This is a genomic window from Jeotgalibacillus sp. R-1-5s-1 (assembly GCF_004405105.1).
In the GTDB taxonomy this organism is placed as follows: Bacteria; Bacillota; Bacilli; order Bacillales; family Jeotgalibacillaceae; genus Jeotgalibacillus.
The window spans coordinates 380515-402862 of record NZ_SORW01000002.1; the positions used below are offsets into that span (position 1 = coordinate 380515).

At 43.5% G+C, this 22348-nt stretch carries 18 protein-coding genes; all 18 read right to left on the minus strand.

The genetic code is table 11. From position 1 onward, the window contains the following. Positions 1-2 precede the first annotated feature (2 nt). Positions 3-722, minus strand: coding sequence for an RNA polymerase sporulation sigma factor SigE (sigE, locus tag E2491_RS01930; RefSeq protein ID WP_134372280.1), 720 nt, complete (start codon positions 720-722; stop codon positions 3-5). An 18-nt stretch (positions 723-740) separates the two neighbouring features. Then, a complete protein-coding gene (locus E2491_RS01935; RefSeq protein ID WP_134371975.1) occupies positions 741-1628 on the minus strand; it encodes a sigma-E processing peptidase SpoIIGA in 888 nt (295 codons plus the stop codon). A gap of 478 nt (positions 1629-2106) precedes the next feature. Continuing rightward, entirely contained in the window at positions 2107-3276 is a 1170-nt protein-coding gene (gene ftsZ / locus E2491_RS01940; protein WP_134371977.1) for a cell division protein FtsZ, read from the minus strand. 44 nt (positions 3277-3320) lie between these two features. Next, on the minus strand, positions 3321-4616 hold the full coding sequence (gene ftsA / locus E2491_RS01945) for a cell division protein FtsA (protein WP_134371979.1): 1296 nt from the start codon (positions 4614-4616) through the stop codon (positions 3321-3323). Positions 4617-4872: 256 nt separating this feature from the next. Further along, complete coding sequence (locus E2491_RS01950; RefSeq protein WP_134371981.1) at positions 4873-5691, minus strand: cell division protein FtsQ/DivIB; 819 nt, start codon at positions 5689-5691, stop codon at positions 4873-4875. Positions 5692-5971: 280 nt separating this feature from the next. Further along, on the minus strand, positions 5972-7045 hold the full coding sequence (gene ftsW / locus E2491_RS01955; protein ID WP_134371983.1) for a putative lipid II flippase FtsW: 1074 nt from the start codon (positions 7043-7045) through the stop codon (positions 5972-5974). Positions 7046-7077: 32 nt separating this feature from the next. After that, the gene (gene murD, locus E2491_RS01960) at positions 7078-8427 is read right to left on the minus strand and encodes a UDP-N-acetylmuramoyl-L-alanine--D-glutamate ligase (RefSeq protein WP_134371985.1); all 1350 of its coding nucleotides are present in this window, start codon (positions 8425-8427) and stop codon (positions 7078-7080) included. Beyond that, a complete protein-coding gene (gene mraY, locus E2491_RS01965) occupies positions 8427-9401 on the minus strand; it encodes a phospho-N-acetylmuramoyl-pentapeptide-transferase (RefSeq protein ID WP_134371987.1) in 975 nt (324 codons plus the stop codon). Before mraY ends, murD begins: the two co-directional genes overlap by 1 nt. A 265-nt stretch (positions 9402-9666) precedes the next feature. Next, on the minus strand, positions 9667-11133 hold the full coding sequence (locus E2491_RS01970) for a UDP-N-acetylmuramoyl-L-alanyl-D-glutamate--2,6-diaminopimelate ligase (protein WP_134371989.1): 1467 nt from the start codon (positions 11131-11133) through the stop codon (positions 9667-9669). Positions 11134-11201: 68 nt separating this feature from the next. After that, positions 11202-13112 carry a stage V sporulation protein D gene (locus E2491_RS01975; RefSeq protein WP_256369337.1) on the minus strand — a complete coding sequence of 637 codons (1911 nt, stop codon included), beginning with the start codon at positions 13110-13112 and terminating at the stop codon, positions 11202-11204. A 356-nt stretch (positions 13113-13468) separates the two neighbouring features. Continuing rightward, positions 13469-15679, minus strand: coding sequence for a penicillin-binding protein (locus tag E2491_RS01980; RefSeq protein ID WP_134371993.1), 2211 nt, complete (start codon positions 15677-15679; stop codon positions 13469-13471). Next, a complete protein-coding gene (ftsL, locus tag E2491_RS01985; protein WP_134371995.1) occupies positions 15676-16032 on the minus strand; it encodes a cell division protein FtsL in 357 nt (118 codons plus the stop codon). The genes E2491_RS01980 and ftsL overlap by 4 nt, the downstream gene beginning before the upstream one ends. Before the next feature lie 25 nt (positions 16033-16057). Continuing rightward, positions 16058-16990: a 16S rRNA (cytosine(1402)-N(4))-methyltransferase RsmH gene (gene rsmH / locus E2491_RS01990; protein WP_134371997.1), complete on the minus strand. Its 933-nt coding sequence runs from the start codon at positions 16988-16990 to the stop codon at positions 16058-16060. Positions 16991-17010: 20 nt separating this feature from the next. Further along, positions 17011-17442 carry a division/cell wall cluster transcriptional repressor MraZ gene (mraZ, locus tag E2491_RS01995; RefSeq protein ID WP_134371999.1) on the minus strand — a complete coding sequence of 144 codons (432 nt, stop codon included), beginning with the start codon at positions 17440-17442 and terminating at the stop codon, positions 17011-17013. Positions 17443-17663: 221 nt separating this feature from the next. Beyond that, complete coding sequence (gene bshC / locus E2491_RS02000) at positions 17664-19280, minus strand: bacillithiol biosynthesis cysteine-adding enzyme BshC (protein WP_134372001.1); 1617 nt, start codon at positions 19278-19280, stop codon at positions 17664-17666. A 79-nt stretch (positions 19281-19359) separates the two neighbouring features. After that, positions 19360-19752, minus strand: coding sequence for a DUF3397 domain-containing protein (locus E2491_RS02005; protein ID WP_134372003.1), 393 nt, complete (start codon positions 19750-19752; stop codon positions 19360-19362). Continuing rightward, complete coding sequence (locus tag E2491_RS02010; protein WP_166805764.1) at positions 19749-20648, minus strand: 2-dehydropantoate 2-reductase; 900 nt, start codon at positions 20646-20648, stop codon at positions 19749-19751. The genes E2491_RS02005 and E2491_RS02010 overlap by 4 nt, the downstream gene beginning before the upstream one ends. 144 nt (positions 20649-20792) lie before the next feature. Next, positions 20793-22331, minus strand: a complete 1539-nt coding sequence (locus tag E2491_RS02015) for an acyl-CoA carboxylase subunit beta (protein WP_134372007.1) — start codon at positions 22329-22331, stop codon at positions 20793-20795. Between the last annotated feature and the right edge of the window lie 17 nt (positions 22332-22348).

Here is a 22348-nt window from a genome sequence, read left to right on the forward strand (position 1 = left end):
GTTCACACCATTCTGCCAACTTCTTTTTGAAGCCTGCGGATGATTCTCTTTTCAAGACGCGATATATAAGATTGCGAAATGCCCATCATATCAGCCACATCTTTTTGTGTATGCTCTTTTCTGCCATTCAGGCCAAATCTAGATTCAATAATAAAGGTTTCCTTGTCATTGAGAATAGTCAGTGCCTGATAAAGCAGAACGCGATCCATTTTCGCTTCAATGTCTTTGGCAATGAGATCATTTTCCGTCCCCATAACATCAGACAGCAAAAGTTCGTTACCATCCCAGTCCGTATTCAGCGGCTCGTCAAAAGAAACTTCAGAACGTAATTTACTCGTCCTTCTTAAATACATAAGAATTTCATTTTCAATACAGCGCGATGCATAGGTTGCCAGCTTAATGTTTTTTTCAATGTTAAATGTATTGATCGCCTTGATCAGTCCGATTGTGCCAATGCTAATGAGGTCTTCGAGATTAATACCGGTATTTTCAAACTTTCTTGATATATATACAACGAGTCTCAGGTTTCTCTCAATTAATATGGATCTCGCTTCCTCATCTCCCTGTGCCAGACGTGCAAGCACTTTTGATTCTTCAGGCCTTTCAAGAGGCGAAGGCAGCGCTTCACTGCCTCCTATGTAATGTATTTCTTTTGGCTTTACACCAAGTTTTCCTGATAACTGAACGAACCAGTGCTGAATTTTTTTTGTTGCCTGAACCATATTCATATAACCCACTCCTTAGGATTGATAACAGCTCATCAGCTGCATTGGATTTAACAAACAATGACACGAATCGTGTACAAAATAATTCTCTTTTAGAAAAACAACCGGACAATCGTGCAAAATAAAGTTTCCTTTTGGAGAAAAAACTTCGATCGTCTCACATGAAACGCCAGTTAAGATTTGACTGGCCTGGTGTACTGATTTCGATGGAATATACTGTATTCTATTCATTAAATCGTTCGGACATGTTTTTGTTTCGTTTAAAAGAAATGAAGCACTTTCTTGTGAAAACAGCTGTCTGGCAACCGGACCGGCTGCAAATATCACCGGCTTCATGGAAAAGGGTGCTGACAGGCAGTTACCGGAGTCCAGATAGCCGGAACCGTGCCATTCAAAGTTGTTATGTTTAATACAAACTTTATAGGTATAAGTGTGACTGACTGAATGATGTGTAATATGTGAGCTTGCATACCTCACGGAGCAATATACTAAGAGGAAAATAATCGTGATAACGAATAAATAATTTAACGGGTGCAGAAAAAATGAATAATTTGTAACCTCATAAAACAGGTTGGAGAAATAAATGGATAGCGATCCGCAGACGAGTGTACAAAAGAGTAATGTTGCAGCTTTAAATAAAATACGGCTCTTTTTTCTGCTGAAAAGTGAAATGATGGTGATGGACATGACGATTCCGCTTAAAACGAAAATCCGTTCGCTGAAGTCAAATGAAATCAGAACTGCCTGGAGAATGGTGACGACAATGCTGAACCATGTCCACATTTTCCAGTGAATCTTTTGCCTGTGAATCAAGCTGGCGGTGATGATGACCATGTAACTTGTGATAAGATTCAGCAATAGCAGTGATTCAAAGTGAAGTGTCAGGCTGATCCCTCCATTCATGAACAGTATAAGGGAGGGACCAAACGAATCTTGTCACAATGTTGTTTTTTTACAGGAAAAATTACATCAAAAAAAGACTGAATCCGCTGAGGGTTCAGTCTTTTTTTGATGTAATATGATAAGCTGGGCCGTATTCCTCCCTACGCTTTCCACGGCCGGGCGGTGAACCCCTTGTGCTACGCACAATGTTTTCACCTGACACTTCTCTGCCGTAGGAGTCTTCGGGAGGAATACGGCTCTTTATTTTTAGGAAACTATCATTTTTTAACAAAACCGTAGCGTATCTTGAGGACTGAGACGGTACTTTTACTGTGAGTTACTATGAGATTTTGTTTCAAAGGGATGATACCGAATAATTACAACATGAAGCTCAAATGTGGGATGTATACGAAACCAATGTTAATAGGGATAATGTGAACTAAAATACTTAAAAAAGACCGGATCCACGGTGGGATCCGGTCTTTTGATTGTAATGTGATTAGCCTCTTCTGCGGTTACGGTTACGCAGGAATGTAGGGATATCGAGTGTATCTTCTCCATTCTGCTGTGAACCACGGTTAACCTGTTCAACATGAGGTGCTTCTTCTCTTTCACGTTCGCGTTCTCTTGGTGGCATTTCGCGTTCACGCTTTTGAGGCTGCGGCTGTTGTCTGATCTGACCGCCAAGCTGAGGGCGTGATGCTTTTTGCTGTACGGCTTCACTGAAACCTGTCGCAATAACCGTTACAAGAATTTCATCCTTAAGGTCTTCGTCAATAACGGATCCGAAGATCATGTTAACTTCCTGATCAGATGCGCTGGCTACAATATCAGCAGCTTCCTGTACTTCATAAAGGCTGAGGTTCGTTCCGCCTGTAATGTTCATCAGGACACCCTGAGCCCCGTCAATAGAAGCTTCAAGTAGCGGACTTGAGATCGCCTTTTTGGCAGCTTCTGCAGCACGATTTTCACCTGAAGATACTCCAATTCCCATTAGAGCAGAGCCTTTGTTGGACATAATCGTCTTCACATCGGCAAAGTCAAGGTTGATTAGACCAGGCGTTGCAATAAGGTCGGAAATACCCTGAACACCCTGACGAAGAACGTTATCCGCTTCACGGAATGCTTCAAGCATTGGTGTGCTCTTATCTACAATTTCAAGCAGACGGTCATTTGGAATGACAATTAATGTGTCGACTGCTTCTTTCATCGCAGAAATTCCGCCTGCAGCCTGCGTTGCACGCTTGCGGCCCTCAAACATAAATGGACGCGTAACAACACCAACTGTTAAACTTCCAAGCTCTCTGGCGATTTGGGCAATCACGGGAGCTGCACCTGTTCCGGTACCGCCACCCATTCCAGCAGTTACGAATACCATATCTGCACCTTTAATCGCTTCTTCAATCTGCTCACGGCTTTCTTCTGCCGCTTTTTTTCCTACTTCAGGATTTGCACCTGCACCAAGACCTCTGGTCAGTTTTCCACCGATCTGCATTTTAATTTCTGCTTTTGAAAGGTTTAATGCCTGAGCATCAGTATTCACAGCGATAAATTCCACACCCTGTACGCCGTGCTCGATCATCCGGTTAACAGCATTGTTCCCGCCGCCGCCTACACCGATTACTTTTATCGTTGCCAGGGAATCAACATTTGTATCAAAATCCAACATCGCAAATCCTCCTATTTCATCCAAATTACTTCCCGATTCTGTTCTTACTCAAAGAAGTAACCAAATAATTTTTTAAATCTTCCCTCTTCGTTCTTTTGCTTCGGCTTTTGCTGCTTTGGTCCCGCGTCCGGACTTTTCTGTTTTTTAACAGGATAATCATGCGAGTTGTCGTACTCGGTTGCTGAAGGCTGTTTTTCATACTTACCTTGCAGTTTCGCATGTTTATAAGCGTATTTGATCAATCCGACAGCTGTTGTATATTGAGGCTCTCTGACCCCGATATAATCTGGCACTGCCACTCTGACCTGGTTCTGCAGAACTGCCTGCGCAAGGTCCAGAACCCCCGGCATACTGGCTGATCCTCCTGACAGGACGAAACCGCCTGGCAGGTCGTGAATGTTCAATCTCTTCAATTCATGTAAAACGAGATCAAACAGTTCTTCCATCCGAACCTCGATGATATCAGATATTTCTAGCTGATTAAATTGCTGATGCTGATCACTGCCGATGATTGGTACACTGAACACTTCATCCTCAGATGCATAATCATAAAATGCATGTCCATGCTTTTTCTTAATGGTTTCCGCATCATCAGTTGTAGTCCGGAGCCCGATTGATAAATCTTTTGTGATATGGTCTCCGCCAGCCGGGATACTTGAGGCAGCAATCAGGTGACCCTGTTCAAATACGGCAATACTCGTTGATCCGCCGCCGATATCCACGATTGCGGTTCCGAGATCCTGCTCGTCCTTTGAAAGCGCAACGGTTCCTGCTGCGAGTGGCTGAAGGAAAATATCCGCTACCTCGAGACCAGCTTTTTCAACACAGCGTAAAATGTTGTGCAGCATCGTTTTAGAGCCGGTTACAACCGTACCTTCGAGTTCAAGTCTGACACCAATCATGCCACGCGGATCTTTAATTTCATCCAGGCCGTCTACGATGAACTGTCTCGGTATAATATTAATGATCTCTCTTTCAGGTGATACAGGCATGACCTGAGCCGCATCAATGACTCTTGCAATGTCTTCATCCCTGATTTCCTTATCCTCTGTTGAAACTGCCACAACACCATGACATGGTTGAAGGGCAATATGATTTGCAGGTATTCCAACTATAACATTATGTATAGATAGCCCTGTCATCCTCTCAGCCTGATCTACTGCTTTTTGAATGGATCTGACTGTCTCATCTATATCTACAATTGAACCTTTTCTGATTCCTTCAGATTTAACATTTCCTACACCAATTATGTTAATAGAGTCATGCACAAGTTCAGCAATGACTACCTTAACAGCTGATGTCCCAATGTCTAAACTGACATAATACTCATTATTACTCACCTGTGGCACCTCCTTCACGACCTTATCAAAAAATGGACCGTTTCATGTTCTTCATTTCATTTCTATTTTTCATGTAAAAAATCCTTTAATTCTTTTCAATTATATCTTTCCTGCCAGGGAGCCCCGGGAACTGTCAGTTTAACTAATTAATAGATCGTTGACAATGATTATAGTCTACATCAATAATCTTCACCAGAAAAGCCAAAATCGACCTATACATCCGATTTAATTTCATTTTTCAGTATTAAATGACATTTCAACCCTGAGGTTCGGTTTCTTCAGGCTCTTCTGACGTTTCTGTTTCATCTGCTTGTTCAGTATCTTCCGGCTGTTCATAAGCCCTGAAGTAAGATCCTACTTCGAGATCTATGACGCCTTTAACGTTTGGATCGAGCTGGCTGACAATGGAGCCGTAGTGAACCATTTTATCAGCAAAAGTCGGGATAATGGCCGATACCTCAAAGCCGTCATTCATAAAAATCTGTATCCGTTCATCATCCACATCTGTTGGGGAATGGTGAATTTCCGAGATTGAGTTTAACACCTCATCAGGAAGTTCGGATAAGGACGCTGCCAGCTTTTCAACAAGACTGGTATCGTCAAATCCTACTAAGAGTGGGGCAGATCCTCTGATCAATTCTGAAGGGCCTGGTGTTCCCAAAAAGCCATTTTCATAAACCGGGGTATAAGCCTGTTCCTGTCTCAAGTATGCCGTTTGCTCAAATTCTTCAATGTTAATCGTCATCGTTGTTGGAAAATCTTTTTTAACCTCGGCAAGTTTAATCAATTCATTTTCCTGAAGATTTTCTTTAATGCTCTCTTCATCTGTTGTCCAAAAAGAATCCCCTGCTGCGAATCCTCCTGCCTCCAGTATCTGCTGTTCAGTTAAAATATCATTACCTGAAACCTGTATGGTCTGAATTTTACTGTAAGGAGACTGAAAATATAATACAACCAGGATGATCAGGACGAAAACAAGAACGACTGCGGACATTCTCCTATTCGCTCTTTTTCTTCTCCGCTGTCTTAATTGCGGGACGCGGTCTTCAAGAGAGACGACCGGCTTTCTGTCCATCAGACTCACACTCCTGTCAAAATGAGCGCAGGTTCCCCCACGTTTCTCACCCTTAATACTACACTAAAGTGCTTAAACAGCATATATATACTTTCCTAACGTCATCAAAATGTAAAATAGATGAATTATTTTTAAATACACTGACGCACAACAGATAAATGATGACTTATGTACCTACTCTTTATTTCGGAATACTTTCCTAAACTTAAAGTCAGATTGTATAAAAAATTAAAATAAAAAAACTGCCCTTGAGAAGGTCTCAGAACAGTTTTAGTAAAGATTATACCGAACGGCTCCGGCTGATATTCAGCAGGATACCGCATGAAAATAATATAACGAGCAGTGAGGACCCCCCGTAACTGAAGAATGGGAGTGTAATGCCCGTCACCGGAATTAATCCGATCACAACCGATATATTGATAAATACCTGTATCCCAATCATCATCACGATACCTCCCGCACATAACATGGCGAAAGGATCCGGGGCATGTAAGGCAATCAAAACACCCCGCCAGATGATCAGAAGAAATAGGAGCATGATGAGCGTTCCTCCGGCAAATCCGAACTCCTCCGCAGCGATTGCAAAGATAAAGTCATTTTGAGGTTCCGGAAGGTAGAAATGCTTCTGACGGCTGTTCGAAAGTCCAAATCCAAACAAACCTGCAGGTCCGGATGCGTAAAGTGACTGGATCATTTGAAATCCCGCTCCAAGTGGATCCTCCCAGGGGTCAAGAAATGAGGTAATGCGCTGAAGTCGGTATGGCGCTGAAATAATTAATGCGGCAAACCCTGCTGCACCCGCGGCAAACAGCAACAAAAAGAATCTGTAGGAAACACCTGCGAGAAACAACAAGGCAAACCCGGTACCTAATATGACGGTTCCAGAACCTAGATCCGGCTGAAGCATAACAGCTCCGAAAGGAAGGATAATTACACCCATCAGCTGAAGCAGCCTGACAGATGTGATCTTTTTCGAGCTGCGTGAAATGAGTCCCGCAGTTAAAAAAAGCACACCAAGCTTGGCAACCTCTGCCGGCTGGATTGACAAAGGTCCTGCACCAATCCAGCTCTGAGATCCATTCCTGACAAGGCCTACACCAGGGATTAGTACGAGAATGAGCAGCAAAAAAGAAACCAGATAAATCCATTTCGCGTATTTCCGCCATACAAAGTAGTCAATTCTGGAAACCATCACCATTAAAAACAATCCTGCAAATGCAAAAACACCCTGTCTCTTTGAAAAAAAGTGGGCATCGCCAAAACGGTCCAATGCCCACACACTACTTGCACTATCGATTAAGCCTATACCAAAAACCGTACAGATAACGATCAACAGCAACAGCCAACGATCCATTTTCAGGTCCTCTCAGGTTTATTTATCTCTCCTTACAGCGTATTCACTGTCTCGATAAATATGTCACCGCGAACCTCAAACGTTGGATACTGGTCCCAGCTGGCACATGCCGGCGAAAGAAGAACGACATCTCCTTGTTGCGCGATCTCAGCAGCCTCAATCGCTGCTTCTTTTACATCTGTCACATTTCTGATAATCGAAACTCCGGCCCTTTTCGCCATGTCGCTCATTTTATCCGCTGTCTCGCCAAATACAATCGCCGCTTTTACGTTCTTCATGTATGGGATGAGATCGTCGAAGCCGTTTCCTCTGTCCAACCCTCCACACAATAAAATGGTAGGGGCTGCAAAGGCACTTAGTGCACTTTTAGTGGCAAGTGTATTCGTTGCCTTGGAATCATTGTAATATTTCACTCCGCCGTTTTCTCTGACAAACTGAGTGCGGTGGCGAACGCCTCCAAATTCCGCAAGTACACGCTGAATACTTTCTTTTGAAACCCCTGATAGCAGTGATGCACCTGCAGCTGCAAGAATATTCTCGAGGTTGTGACTGCCAGGCAGAACAATGTCACTTAACTTTGCAATAGGATCAAGGTTATAGCAGATCGCACCCTGATGAATAGACAGTCCATTCTCCAATGGCTCCGTCACAGAAAACGGAATAACGGTTGCCTTCGTATCCCTGATCGCTTCCATCAGCTCAGGCTGGTCCTGATTAACGATCAGATAGTCAGCTTCTGTCTGATTTTTCGTAATGGCTGCTTTAGCCGATACGTATTCATGAAGAGAACGGTGATAATCAAGGTGCGCCTCATAAATATTTGTGATGATCGCAATATGAGGTGCGAAGGATTGGATACCCATGAGCTGGAAAGACGATAATTCAACAACCATATAATCTTCCGGCTTTGCGACCTGTGCAACCTCACATGCCACTGTTCCGATGTTTCCTGCTGCGTAGGACGTTTTACCATCCTGTTCGATCATTTTCTGAACGAGTGTGGTTGTCGTTGTTTTACCATTTGTACCCGTAATACCGATCAGTGTCGATTCGTTAATATGATAGGCAAGCTCTACTTCTGTAATCACAGGCAGCCCTTTTTCAATCGCTCCCTGAATGAGCGGGTTTGTGTAAGGAATACCCGGATTTTTGACAATCAGTTCAAATCCTTCATCGAGCAATTCGACCGGATGACTGCCACAAATTACTTTGATCCCCTGATCTAATAGGGACTGCGCATCCTTGTTTTCACTCAAAGGCTTCCAGTCATTCACCGTCACAAAGGCTCCAAGCCTATGCAGCAGCAATGAAGCTGCCACTCCGCTTTTTGCCAGTCCGACTACGAGTACTTTTTTGTTTTCATAAGCTCTGTATGTTTTCATTATCCAAACACTCCAATCAGGGTGCCGGCGATTCCTGCGATCAGTCCCACTGACCAGAAAACGGTCACCACTTTCCACTCTGACCATCCTGAAAGCTCGAAGTGATGGTGAAGAGGGCTCATCTTAAAGACGCGTTTCCCTGTCAGTTTAAAAGATGTTACCTGAATCATAACCGACAATGTTTCTAATACAAATACGATTCCGATCAGAAGAAGAAGCACTTCCTGTTTTGCAATCAGACTGACAGTAGCGATTGCTCCCCCCAGGGCAAGTGATCCTGTGTCTCCCATAAATACTTTTGCAGGATGCGCATTGAAAAGTAAAAATCCGAGCAGTGCGCCAACCGCAGCCATACAGAAAATAGCCAGCGACAGTTGCTCCTGCTGCCATGCAATTAAAGTGAAAGCACTAAACGCAATGACAGCCGTTCCAGATACAAGACCATCGAGACCATCTGTCAGATTGACTGCATTTGAAAAACCAACGAGCCAGAAAATGACAAAGCCAGCATACACAATGCCAAGGTTCAGTTCGAATTCCGTAAATGGAATCGTAATCACCGATGAAAAGTCATTTGCCCTGAAGATAAAATAGAAAATAAGTGCAATGACGATCTGGCCGATCAGTTTTTGCAATGACGTCAATCCCAGATTTCGCTTCATCACGACTTTTATAAAATCATCCAGAAATCCTAAAATACCAAATGTAATCGTCACAAAAAGCAACAAAAATGTTGTGACGGTCAGCGCATCAAAAATCGCACTGATCACAACTGTCGCAACTAGCATAGCGGTTAAAATGATCAACCCGCCCATTGTTGGTGTACCGGATTTTTTCTGGTGGGACTGCGGTCCTTCCTCCCGGATACTTTGTCCAAATTTAAGCTTTCTTAAATAAGGAATGAAAAACGGGGCTGAAACGGCTGATAATCCAAATGCCGCTACTGCTGCGAAAATAACTGCCCATATTGACATGACTGTTCCTCCTAAATATACATAACTTTATGTATTCAGTAATAATAGCTGAATAATACGCTCAAGATTCCCCCATCTTATCATAGTAGCCCATCCCGTTTCGGTAAAGGGTTTTTTCTTTACAATTTGCTGACAAGTGACAGTTTTTTCTTCTCTGTCTGTTGCGCTCACCCGAAGAATGCATTTGCTCATAAAAAAACACCCTGCCTGCTTCTATTTGAAGAAGGAAGGCAAAGTGCTTTTTTATCTGCATCGTGGCAACGTCCTATACCATAGTCTGTAAGATCTCCTCAGCAATCGCTTTATCATCGAATTCCTTTTTTTCAGTTCCGATAATTTGCACCTTCTCATGACCTTTTCCGGCAATCAGCACAACGTCACCTTCATTGGCAAGACTCAGAGCATGTTCAATGGCAATTTTCCGGTCAATAATCGAGGTATACCGCTCTCCTGGAACCCCTTTTTCCATATCCCTGATGATATTTTCCGCTTTTTCGGTTCTCGGGTTATCAGAAGTAAAGATTACTTCATTAGAATATCCGCATGCCACTTTGGCCATCAGCGGTCTTTTCCCACGGTCCCTGTCCCCACCGCAACCGACTACCGTAAAGATTTTTTTCGGCTTCATTTTAATAATCGCACGAAGGACATTTTCAAGACTGTCAGGTGTATGCGCATAATCAATAATCACGGTAAATGGGTGTCGTCCCTGAACAAGTTCAAATCGACCCGGTACGCCATTTAACTCCTCAAGCCCCTGCCTGATCAAAGCGCCAGGTACTCTTTTGGCAAAGCCTGCGGCTGCGGCTGCAAGTGCATTGTAGACGTTAAACACACCTGCGAATTTGATTGTGACGGGAAATGATTCGTAAGGGGTGTGAATGGTAAATGATGTTTCATTATGCCCCGTTACAACATCTGTAGCATAGACATCAGCATCAGCAGACATACCGTAAGTAATAATATGGGCAGAAGTAGCCTGTATCATGTCCATTGCGTAAGGATCATCCGCATTGATCACGGCAAATTTGGGCAGCCCCTTCACATGCTGTTGGCCAAGTTGGGAAAACAATAACGTCTTTGACCATTTATAATGTTCCATCGTTTTATGGTAATCCAGATGATCCTGGGTAAGGTTTGTAAATACGCCTATATCGAAATCACACCCGTATAACCTGCCCTGAACCAGACCGTGTGATGAAGCTTCCACTACAACTGTCTTTACACCATCCATCCTGAAATCATAGAGCGTTTTTTGTAAAAGTAAACTATCAGGCGTTGTATTCACTGACGTTTTCTCTATATCGCCCTGCTTCATATACAAGGTACCAATAATACCCGTTTTCTGATTAATCTGATCAAAAACAGACTGGAGCATATGTGAAACGGTTGTTTTACCGTTTGTTCCCGTCACGCCAATCATATTCATATAAAAACTCGGATATCCGTAATAGGCATTTGCCACCTGGGCAGCTGCATGTTTTGGAAATCTGACTATGATCTGAGGGATTTCGAGACCGAGATCCGTATCTGTCAAAACAGCTACTGCACCATTCTTAACAGCCTGTTCCGCGAATTCATTGCCGTTCTTATTTTCTCCCTTAAGAGCAATAAACAGAGCACCTTCTGTCACTTCCCGATGATGATGACAGATCGAGGCAATGACCGGATCAGAAACCGGGCCTTTACGCTCATAAAACGGCAAACACCCCGCCAGCTCTGAAAGTCTCATTTCTTCAGCTCCTTTATCCATCGATATTACTGATATTTTACACGAAACAAAGCATAAGCGCTATCTTATCAATCAAGATAAACTCTTAAAATAGACCCTTCCGGCAATGTTACCCCCGGCTGAGGGCTTTGTTCAATCACCTTATCACCCTGACCACTGATTTCAACCTTCAATGGCATCAGCATGCTGTTTAGTTCTTTTTTCGTTTTCCCTTTCAGATCCGGCACTTTATACGTAACAGGGTCGAGCCATCTGATTTCTTTTTCAACCTGCACTTTTCTCGGTTCAACATTCAAAACCGACAGTGACTCCTCAAGGATCGTTCCTACTACAGGAGCAGCGACCACTCCTCCAAACTGTACAGTGTTTTTAGGGTGATCCACAGCAAGATAAACGATAATTTCAGGATCATCAGCTGGCGCAAACCCGATAAAAGATACAATATAATTATCCTTTAGATACTTTCCATCCTTCACCTTTTGCGCGGTACCTGTTTTACCACCCACTCTATAGGAATCAACGAATGCACCACGCCCAGTCCCTTGGGCGACAACCGTTTCAAGCGCTTCCCTGACTTTTTTTGACGTTTCCTCCGAGATCACCCGATGCTTCATTTTGACCGGTACTTCTTCAACCGTTTCCCCACCGTCATCCGTCCATTTTTTTGTAACGCCCGGTACAGGTACAATCCCACCATTAATAGCAGCTGAAACAGCTGTGATTTGCTGAATCGGCGTTACCGCGACACCCTGTCCAAAGGCTGTTGTCGCGAGCTCAACAGGACCTACATTCTCTTCTTTAAACAGGATTCCATCTGATTCTCCCGTCAGATCCACCCCCGTCTTACTACCAAAACCGAATTTTCTAATATAATCAAAAAGCACATCTTTTCCAAGACGGTTCCCCAGCTCAATAAACCCGGGGTTACATGAATTCTGAACTACTTCTAAGAACGACTGCTGACCGTGTCCTTCTCTCTGCCAGCAATGAAGATGCACGCCGCCTATTTCCACATGCCCGCTGTCAAAAAAGTGTTCATCGAGGAGATCCACTTTGTCTTCTTCCAGTGCCGCTGCGAGTGTAATGATTTTAAACGTTGAACCCGGCTCATATGTACTCCAGATCGGCAGAACGCGGTTATATACCTCTGGCTTAACCTTCTGATATTCATTCGGATGAAAATCAGGACGTCCAGCAATCGCAAGAATCTCTCCGGTTTTAGGACTCATGGCAATGGCAATAATCTGATCCGGATCATATTTTTCCTGCGCATTATTCAATTCTCTCTCCACAATTTTTTGCACTCTAAGATCAATGGTTAAATGTAAATCATTCCCTGGGGACGCTTTTTGAAAAGTCGAGGGCATGTCACTCATTTCTTTACCTTTTGCATCAGTAAACAACTCAATCGCTCCCTGCTCACCGTAAAGCTTTTCATCATGTATGAGCTCTAGCCCGGACAATCCTCTGTTATCCACTCCGATAAACCCGAGTACATGTGAAAGCGCCCTCCCCTGCGGATAGAAACGCTTATAATCGTCCGCTATATAGACCCCTGGTAAAGAGGCCTCTTCAATTTCCCTGACCTGCTGGAAGCTGAGTTTTCTGCCTTCCGGGTGCAGCTTTTCAATAGAACTTTTCCGGTTGACAAACTCAACCGCCTTATCTTTGGAAATATCGAGCACGTCGCTTAGTAAAAGAGCTGTTTTTTCCCGATCCTCGATTTGTCTCGGAATAATAAATAAACTTGGTGCAAGCTGATTAATCACGATCTCCTCACCATGACGGTCAAAGATCCTGCCCCTCTCCGGCTCCATCGGCAGCTCCCTGCTCCAGCTCTCAATCGCTTTTTCATAAAGTTCATCATGCATGAATACTTGTACATAAAATAGCCTGATACACATGACCAGCACTGCAATACTAATGAGCAGCAAACTGATCACCAAACGTTTTTTGATCGTTCTGACCGGGGATTTCACCTGATCCCTCCTGTAAATCATGATGCATTCATTGTATGTTTTGAAAGTGGGGAACATACAGGAATCTTTCAAGGGGTTGGCTGTAATAATATAAAATCAGGAAGGATTTCCCTTTTTCTGTGTTTCCTTTATCTACGTCGAGTCCTGTAGGTGAAGACTTTAGTACCTATAAATGACAACTGAGGAGAAGAGGTTTTTCAATCGCAGCGGGGGATTTCTCCGCTGCTAAAAAGTTTTTAATTATATGGAAGGTTTTCACTCTCCCGGTTGATGAATCGATCGTGAAAACCGCAAAAAGAAAAACCCCCTATTGGAGGTTTCTCTTTGTGTAACATGTTGAATTTAATTTAACAGTTTTAATCCTGCACGTCTTCGGTTTCGCTGTCAGCGGATTCTGTTTCCTGCTGGGTTCTGGTTCTTGTTTCTGAAGGTGTTTCGAATTGAATGGATAAAGGTTCCTGTCCGTTGATTGCTGAACCAGGTGTCAGGTTCTGCTGCACCGCATAACCCGAACCCGTCATATCCAGCTTTAAGCCTGCGATCGCTGCTGCTTCAACAACATCACGGACTGACCAGCCTGTAAAGTCCGGTACCGTCATGTCACCATCCGCAAGCAGCGTGATTCTTTCACCTGCCATAAGCTGACCTTTTGTGATGGACTGATTTTCAACGGTTGAACCGTTTCCGATCACGGTTACACGAAGCCCCTGCTGTTCGAGCTCACTCTTGGCTGATTCAACTGATTGACCTCTGTAATCTTCAATCTCAATTGTAGCCGCCGCCTCACCTTCAGCTGGCTGAATATTCATATACTTTAAGCTGTTCAGCATGACAGGATTCCAGACCTTGGATACGATCATGGATCCAGTTTCAGTTTCTGCCATGGTTGGCTGCTGCACGCCTACATAAACGATCAGCTCAGGATCATCAGCCGGTGCCATACCGATAAATGAAAACATATAGTTTTCACGTCCGGTCATGTATCCGCCGTTTGATGCGTCAGGGATCTGGGCTGTTCCGGATTTCCCTGCTACTTCATATCCAGGAAGAGCGAACGGCTGACCCGTTCCGGTTTCACTCGTAACAGTAGACTGAAGGTATCCCCGTACTTTTTCAGCTGTCTCTGCTGAAACAGGCTTTCCGGTTTCCTCAGGCTTACCTTCATAGACCGCTTCTCCTGTTTCAGGATTTACCACTTTATCAAGTACATAAGGTCTCTTCATTGTACCGTCTCCGGCAATGGCAGTTTCAGCCTGAATCATCTGAAGCGGCGTAACAGTTGTACCCTGACCATAAGAGGTTGTTACCTTTTCAATCGGGTAGTTATAAAGAATGTTACCCGGCGCTTCGTTTGGCAAATCAATGCCTGTCTCCTGACCAAATCCGAAGTTTTCTATATGTTTTCTGAACGCTTCCGGTCCCATTTTTTCAAGGAGGTAGGCAACCGCGGTGTTAGAGGAACGTTCAAAGCCTTCAAGATAGCTGATCGTCCCCCACCCCTGACCGCCATTATGGTCACGGATCGAAACGCCATTTATATCATAGGTACCCGATGGATACGTTTCATTAGGATTAAAAACGCCTTCTTCAATCGCTGCTGCCAAAGTAAATGTTTTAAAGGTAGAGCCAGGCTCATACGTACTTTCAACAATCTGGTTATACCAATTGTCACTTAAGCCTTCCCGCGTGTCCGGATTAAAGGTAGGGCGCTGAGCCATCGCAAGAATTTCTCCTGTTTTGGCATCCGCTACTATACCGAACATATTTGAAGGTGCATGCTCCTGCTCAACGGTTGTCATCGCATCTTCCAGGAATGTCTGAATTTTTTTATCAAGCGTCAAATATACGTCGTGACCGTTTTCCGCTTTTTTGATTGCTTCATCACTGTCAGGTAGCAGGTAACCCCGGCCGTCAATTTCAAATTCCAGACTGCCGTTTTTACCTTCAAGGTAATCATTCAGATTTCGTTCGATACCCATTTGTCCGGTTGTTTTTACCATACCATCCTCAGTTGTTTCAGGTTGGGCAAATCCGATCAGATGAGAGGAAAAGATACCGTTAGGATAAAACCTCTTCAAATCCTGAAGAAAAATAATCCCCGGCAGCTCTTCGTTTTCAATTTGCTGTTTGACTTCAAGTGGAATATCCTTACCTTCCGGCCCAAATTCAACCTGTTTACGCTCCAGTTTCAGGATTTCGAGAATCTCCGACTGCTCCATGTCCAGGTATTGAGAAAGAACCTGAGCTGTCTTTTCAGGGTCCTGAACATGACGCGGGTTTTCTTCATTCGTCGTGAGCTCTTCATCGAGCACCGCCACAATCTTATATGTCTGTGTATCTGCGGCAATGACCTCTCCATTACGATCAAGAATTCTCCCTCTTTCCGCCTCAAGGATCTGTTCCCGTGCATACTGGGCCTGTGCCTGTGCAGCAAGATCCCTGCCTTCTGCTTCACCCGTAATCTGCAGCGTCAGAAACCGTGTCATAAGAACAAAAAAGAGAGCACCAAATACTAAAAATAGCAGGTACGCTCCCCAATTTTGTTTTAACTTGTCATAACGGCTCATGGCTGCTGGACAACCTTCACATTTGATTCATTTAATGTTAAGCCTAGTTCCTTGGCCTTTTCCCAGACACGTTCATATGTACTCATCTGGCTGACCTGAATCGTCAGATCGTTGTTGACATTTTCCTGCGCAACTATGGTTGATTCAAGATCCTGAATGTCTTTATTGGTGCTGTAAATTTCAGCTTGAGCCGTGATGATTTGCAGGCTGGCAATACACACAAAAGCTGCAAAAACAACGGCAATCATTTTTTCACCCAGTGTAAAGGCAGAGCTTCTTTTCCTGGTGATCTTGACTTTTTTTACCTGGCCTGTCTGATGCTTTTGCTCAGACTGCCTTGCAGTATTCACCATTCACGTTTCCCCCATTCAGCTTATACTAATTCTTTTGTACGATCCGTAGTTTTGCAGAGCGGGAGCGATTATTTTTTTCGAGCTCCTCTTCTCCTGCAACGATCGGCTTTCTTGTAATTAAAGATAGAACCGGCTTGTATTCATCCGGGACAACAGGTAATCCGTGTGGCAATTCCGGACCTTGCGCAGCAGACTTAAAGATCGTTTTGCAAATGCGGTCTTCAAGTGAATGGAAGGTAATGACGCTGATTCTCCCACCCGGCTTTATGAGTTCGATAGCCTGTTCAAGTGAGTCCTCTACTACGCCAAGCTCATCATTTACTGCAATTCTGATCGCCTGAAATATCCGTTTTGCCGGATGTCCGCCCTTTCGTCTTGCCGGGGCAGGAATACCTTCTTTAATTAGTTCGACTAATTCCCCTGTTGTTTCAATGGTTTTTTTCTCTCTAGCCGCCTCGATTTTACGGGCGATCTGTTTTGAAAACTTTTCTTCCCCGTAACGGTAAAAAATGCGGACAAGATCTTCAAACGACCATTCGTTCACGACTTCTTTCGCTGTCAAACCGGCTGACTGATCCATTCTCATATCAAGTGGTGCGTCATGGTGATAACTGAACCCTCTTTCCGGTGTATCAAGCTGCGGAGATGAAACACCAAGGTCATATAAAATGCCATCGACCTGTTCAATCCCGCGGGCATTCAGTTCTTCCTTCAGAAATCTGAAGTTCGAGCGGATAAAGGTTACCTGTCCTTCATAGTTCTTTAATTTTTCTCTGGCAAAATCGATCGCCGTCTGATCCTGATCAAAACAGTATAAGTGTCCTTCTTTTGATAATTGAGACAAAAGATATTCACTGTGTCCTGCTCCACCAAGCGTGCAGTCAACATAAATGCCATCGGGTTTAACAGCCAACCCGTCAACCGTTTCTTTTAAAAGGACAGTTGTGTGATCAAACATTCCATACACCTCAACGCTTTCTACAAATCAAAGTCAATTAAATTTTCAGCGATTTCTGCAAATGAATCTTCAGATTCTTCCAGATAATCTTCCCATACTGGTTTACCCCAAATCTCAATTCTGCTTGAGACCCCTATGATCATACATTCTTTTTCTATTTTAGCGTAATCAAGTAAATTCTTTGGCAGGTTTATTCTTCCCTGCTTGTCAATCTCGCATTCAACAGCTCCTGAAAAGAAGAAGCGGGCAAAGGCTCGGGCATCCTTTTTTGTCACTGGCAGAGATCTCACCTTCTCTTCAAGCCGCTTCCACTCTTCAAGCGGATAACCGAAAAGACACTGATCCAGACCACGTGTCACGACGAAGAGGTCCTGCACATGTTCACGGTATTTAGCGGGAATAATAATTCGCCCTTTTGTATCAATCGAGTGCTGATATTCCCCCATGAACATTGCTCTTACCACCTCTCCACCTAAATGTACCACAATCCCCCACTTCAAACCACTTCTTTCTTGTATGATAACACAACTGTAACAAATGCAAATACTGAATTATGAATTTTCTAATTATTTATTTTTGAAATAAAAAAAGAAAAGGCTAAACTCTTTTTTAGAGATTAGCCTTTTCTGTATGATTAATCCTTCATTTCTTCTACTGTTTGCTATGATTAAATTCAAATATAAAGCACGTGATGACGGTGGTTAAATTCATATTCCGCTGTCATCAGCTCCTTAATTAAATCCGGTCCATATTCATTCAAATAATAATACAGATTCCATATTCTTTCCTGAGGTCCACCGAATGGCCGGAGCGACTGCTCAATCCGTGTAAATTTATTCAATTCGATGTTATGTCTTAAACGGATTGAATCATCCGATTTCCGCTTCAGATAATCAAGCTGCTTTAAATGGTAGGAAAGATTCTTCTCGATAATCAAATGAAAATTCGGATCCATTTCTTTACTCGCACCGGTTATTTTTTTGTATTGATCCTCTAAAAGCCTTTTCGTATCCTGCACTTCACGATCGAGTGATTCATTTTTCACCCGATTCCAGTACGTTTCTTTTTGTTTAACTGCACCGGTTTTCACAGCCTCTTCATGAGAAATCTCAAATTCATCCAACAGCTGACTGATATTGCGTTCCATCAGCGTAATCGTCAGACGCGGCATGACGATCGGCATCTCCATCCCCATTATCTCAAATGCACTTTTCAGCTCTGCCCAATAAGCAATCTCACCGGGACCTGCTATAAAAGCAAGTGTTGGAAACAGATGCTCCTGCATAAGCGGACGTGTCACGACATTGTTACTCAGTCTTTCAGGCTCTGTTTCCGCAATCTCAAGCAGCTCGTCTTCTGTGAGAGAAATCTGGTTGTTTTTATCTCTGAACAAGCCGTCACTTTTGAATAATAGATGTCTTTCATCGTTGATCGTGAAGAATAGATTAGCCGCTTGTGGATCCAGCTCAATCAACGGCTTAAAGCCCTGATCAGATAAAAGCTCCTGCTGATTAATGACTGATTCTGTGACGGTTTCACTGTTTCTGATGAGTTGTTGAAAAAATGCTGACTCTAAAGACCGCATGCCTTCATCTGCTGCATCAATGACAAGCAGCCCCTCTTCTTTAAACAGGTCCATCACCATGTAGGCAAACAAATCAGTAATTGAGACACAATCGTCCACCGTCTGTTCAAGTCTTTTTATGAGCGCAGATGTATGCTTCGTTTCTCCGAATCCTGAAAACACTTTTTTGATCCAGCTTTTCATTTCTGGCCGATCGAATGTAATAGAGGAAGCCATCTTTTTATCCGAACGGTCCGGATAGCCTGTTTTTTGTAACTGACCATCTTTTTCGGTGTAAACATGATTGATTTCTAAAAAGTCATGATCCTCTCCGGCAATCCAGAATACGGGTACAACGGGTACACCAAGCTTAGCTTCCTGCTGCCTTGCAAGAATAATGATTGAAATCAATTTATGAATAGAATACAGCGGCCCGGTGAGCAAACCTGCCTGCTGGCCGCCAATGACAACGAGCGCATCTTTTTCGAGCCTGGAGAGTGATTCCTCCGTTTTCGAACCTGACGGGAACCGCTCCATATATTTTCGTATACATCGCACGAGTTCCTTGCGGTCATATGTGTGAGATTTTATTTTTTCCGCACGAGATCTGAAGTCGTCCTGATGTTGAAAGTCTGTATGAAAATGCTGTAAAGCTGTTTGATTTCCTTTTATGTATTCAGAAGCAAACGGCTGAATAGCAGGGAGGTTGATTTGTTTTACAAACATAGTTGAAAACTCCTTTAGTCCGCATTAGTCCATGTTGAGTATACCACCTGCTTTTCGATTTTCGAAAGGAAAATGCCTGCTAATTTACCGCCTGAAAAACAGACAGACTTACTCCAAGCGTAATCAGAACTGTATGAACGAAGAATAAGATCAAAAAAGACAGGCGCCACATGCCTTTTAAAACTTCAGCATAGGTGAATTCAGTCTGTACACTTCTGATATAAATGGCGGACAAAATCCCGATCCCGGCGAACAACAGGAGAACCACCCACAGCGCTGAAAAAGACCATATGGTTTCGACTGTTAAGCAGACCGCTCCGGCAAAAAAAGGAACGGACCAGTGGATTCCTGATGCTACAGCTTTTCTGTGATCTTTCCTCCATTTTTTCACGATGATAAATACTGTAAGGTAGACCAGAACCGGAATAAATAAAAAGATACTCAGCAGGACACTTATTACCGTGGTCATCATTGATACCCCGCCTTATATTGAATGGCCAGGATGCTGTTATGTAATAATGTCAGAACAGGTGCCTTCACGTTTTTCAACTCTGCCTGTTTCATCGCATAGCCGGTTAAAGCTTCAACTTCTGTTTTTCTGCCGTTCAATACATCTGAAAGCATCGAAGATTGATTATCCGCCGTTTTGTTACAGAGATCTTTGATATCCTCAAATGAACACCCCTGTATGTCTTCTGCGAAAATCATCTCCAGTTCTTCATAAAGAGCATGCATATTCAATAGCAGAAACGGATTCGAAATCAGCTCACCATTCCGGACGTTATAAAGGGTCGTAAAGGGATTGATCATAAGATTTTTTATGAGTTTTACTGTTAACAGTGACTTATAATCTTCTGCAAACTCTATCGGAAAAACAGCTGAATCCCATTTTGAAAGGAAAGCAGCTTTTGTAAGGTCCCCTCTGTAAGCCGCTATCTTCCATGAACCAACACCATTATGCTGTATATCAGTTATCTTCATTTTTTTTACGCCATGCTCAATCGTTCCGACAAAAATATGATGATGATCAAGCCCGCTCAAAAAAGATAAATGAGACATTCCATTTTGGATAAAAAACAAAGGGCAGGTAAGATTAATTTTCCTGATCAATGAGGCAATCTCAGGCAAATGATACTGCTTAACCGTTATGATCACTGCGTCAGCCTGATTGAAATCAAAGCGGTGTGCCGTAGAAGAAGCAATTTTCACTCTACCCTGTGAATAAACCCCTATACCCGATTCAGAAAGTGCAGCTGCCTGCTCTTCCGTTCTCGTAATGACCGTTACATTTTGATTCGCACCCTTTGCCAGGTTTGCTGCAATCAATAAGCCGATTGCTCCCCCGCCAATAATCACCAAGTTCATCATAATCACCTTCTTTCTACCCATTTTATCAAAATTTCCGAATCGCAGGCGTTTTTTATCAATACAAATTACGACGAATGCTTCAAAAAAACAGGACAACCCATTGTCCCGGGCTGTCCTGCTGTCTCAAACAAAAGATTGAATATGTTATACCGGATAAACCGAATGCTTTTTAGGTGGCAAAGGGATGTGTTTCGTTGAATAATAGTCAAATCTTTGAATCAGTGTGCTTCTTAGATCATCAGGATCGACTATATCATCTATAATCAATTCCGAAGCCAGTCTGTACAGGTCAATTTCCTCCTGATACTCCTTGTGCTTCTGCTGAACGAAGGCTATTTTCTCCTTCGGATCCTCTATCGCCTGGATTTTGTTGGAGTAAACAGCATTAACTGCAGCCTCCGGACCCATTACGGCAATTTGTGCTGAAGGAAGCGCAATACAGCAATCCGGCTCAAAAGCTGGACCTGCCATGGCGTATAACCCCGCACCATAAGCTTTTCTGACGATGACGGATATTTTTGGAACCGTGGCAGAACTCATGGCTGAAATCAGTTTGGCACCGTGCCTGATAATGCCAGCCCGCTCCACTTTTGTTCCAATCATAAAGCCAGGCACATCAGCAAGGAACAGTAACGGTATACCAAATGCATCACACAGCTGAATGAATTTCGCGCCTTTATCAGCAGAATCTACGAACAGCACGCCACCTTTTACCTTCGGCTGATTGGCAATAATACCAACCGGTTTCCCGTTGAGTCTCGCAAGTCCGGTAATCAGCTCGGGCGCAAACAGCTTTTTAATCTCAAAGAAACTTCCTTTGTCTATTAACGTATCAATGGCGTCATACATATTAAACGGTGCATTCTGATTGGCAGGAATCAGCTCAGACATCGCATTCCCACTGACAGCCTCTACCGCTTCTTTCACCGGAACTGCTTCAGTAAAATTAGAAGGGAAGTAGCTTAAATAATCGATTGCTTTATCGATGGCTTCCTCTTCATTAGCCGCAAGAAGGTCACCGCAGCCACTTACCGAACAGTGCATGCGTGCGCCACCCATTTCTTCAAGAGTCACTTTTTCACCAATAACTTTTTCAGCCATACGTGGTGAACCGAGATACATAGAGGCGTTTCCGTCAACCATAATCACGATATCGCAAAATGCTGGAATATAGGCACCACCCGCGGCTGAAGGTCCGAATAGCAGACAGACCTGTGGAATAAAACCGGAAAGTCTTACCTGGTTGTGAAAAATCCGCCCTGCTCCTCTGCGATTTGGAAACATATCAAGCTGATCCGTTATACGCGCTCCTGCTGAATCCACCAGATAAAGCATTGGCACTCTCAGTTTTTCAGCCGTTTCCTGGATTCTGATAATTTTCTCAACGGTTCTTGCACCCCATGATCCAGCCTTGATTGTCGAATCATTTGCCATAATACATACAGGCCGTCCCTGCACGAGAGCGGTTCCTGTTATGACGCCATCTGCAGGGAGGTCTCCGGCCAAATAGTTGGCAAAAAGTGCATCCTCTTTAAATGAGCCTTCGTCAGTAAGCCGCTCGATTCTTGTACGGGCAAACATTTTACCCTGCTCAGCCGATTTATCGTGATACTTCTGCTGACCGCCTTTTTTAATCGATTCTACCGCTTCTTGAAAACGGCTTTGATTCGTTGTCTGTGTCATGTTTCGCACTCCTTCCT

Excerpts from the sequence above, each read along its gene's own strand:
- sigE (WP_134372280.1), bottom strand. The coding sequence starts at position 722 with ATGGTTCAGGCAACAAAAAAAATTCAGCACTGGTTCGTTCAGTTATCA.
- E2491_RS01935 (WP_134371975.1), bottom strand. The coding sequence starts at position 1,628 with ATGAATGGAGGGATCAGCCTGACACTTCACTTTGAATCACTGCTATTG.
- ftsZ (WP_134371977.1), bottom strand. The coding sequence starts at position 3,276 with ATGTTGGATTTTGATACAAATGTTGATTCCCTGGCAACGATAAAAGTA.
- E2491_RS01950 (WP_134371981.1), bottom strand. The coding sequence starts at position 5,691 with ATGGACAGAAAGCCGGTCGTCTCTCTTGAAGACCGCGTCCCGCAATTA.
- ftsW (WP_134371983.1), bottom strand. The coding sequence starts at position 7,045 with ATGGATCGTTGGCTGTTGCTGTTGATCGTTATCTGTACGGTTTTTGGT.
- murD (WP_134371985.1), bottom strand. The coding sequence starts at position 8,427 with ATGAAAACATACAGAGCTTATGAAAACAAAAAAGTACTCGTAGTCGGA.
- mraY (WP_134371987.1), bottom strand. The coding sequence starts at position 9,401 with ATGTCAATATGGGCAGTTATTTTCGCAGCAGTAGCGGCATTTGGATTA.
- E2491_RS01970 (WP_134371989.1), bottom strand. The coding sequence starts at position 11,133 with ATGAGACTTTCAGAGCTGGCGGGGTGTTTGCCGTTTTATGAGCGTAAA.
- E2491_RS01980 (WP_134371993.1), bottom strand. The coding sequence starts at position 15,679 with ATGAGCCGTTATGACAAGTTAAAACAAAATTGGGGAGCGTACCTGCTA.
- ftsL (WP_134371995.1), bottom strand. The coding sequence starts at position 16,032 with ATGGTGAATACTGCAAGGCAGTCTGAGCAAAAGCATCAGACAGGCCAG.
- rsmH (WP_134371997.1), bottom strand. The coding sequence starts at position 16,990 with ATGTTTGATCACACAACTGTCCTTTTAAAAGAAACGGTTGACGGGTTG.
- mraZ (WP_134371999.1), bottom strand. The coding sequence starts at position 17,442 with ATGTTCATGGGGGAATATCAGCACTCGATTGATACAAAAGGGCGAATT.
- bshC (WP_134372001.1), bottom strand. The coding sequence starts at position 19,280 with ATGTTTGTAAAACAAATCAACCTCCCTGCTATTCAGCCGTTTGCTTCT.
- E2491_RS02005 (WP_134372003.1), bottom strand. The coding sequence starts at position 19,752 with ATGATGACCACGGTAATAAGTGTCCTGCTGAGTATCTTTTTATTTATT.
- E2491_RS02010 (WP_166805764.1), bottom strand. The coding sequence starts at position 20,648 with ATGATGAACTTGGTGATTATTGGCGGGGGAGCAATCGGCTTATTGATT.
- E2491_RS02015 (WP_134372007.1), bottom strand. The coding sequence starts at position 22,331 with ATGACACAGACAACGAATCAAAGCCGTTTTCAAGAAGCGGTAGAATCG.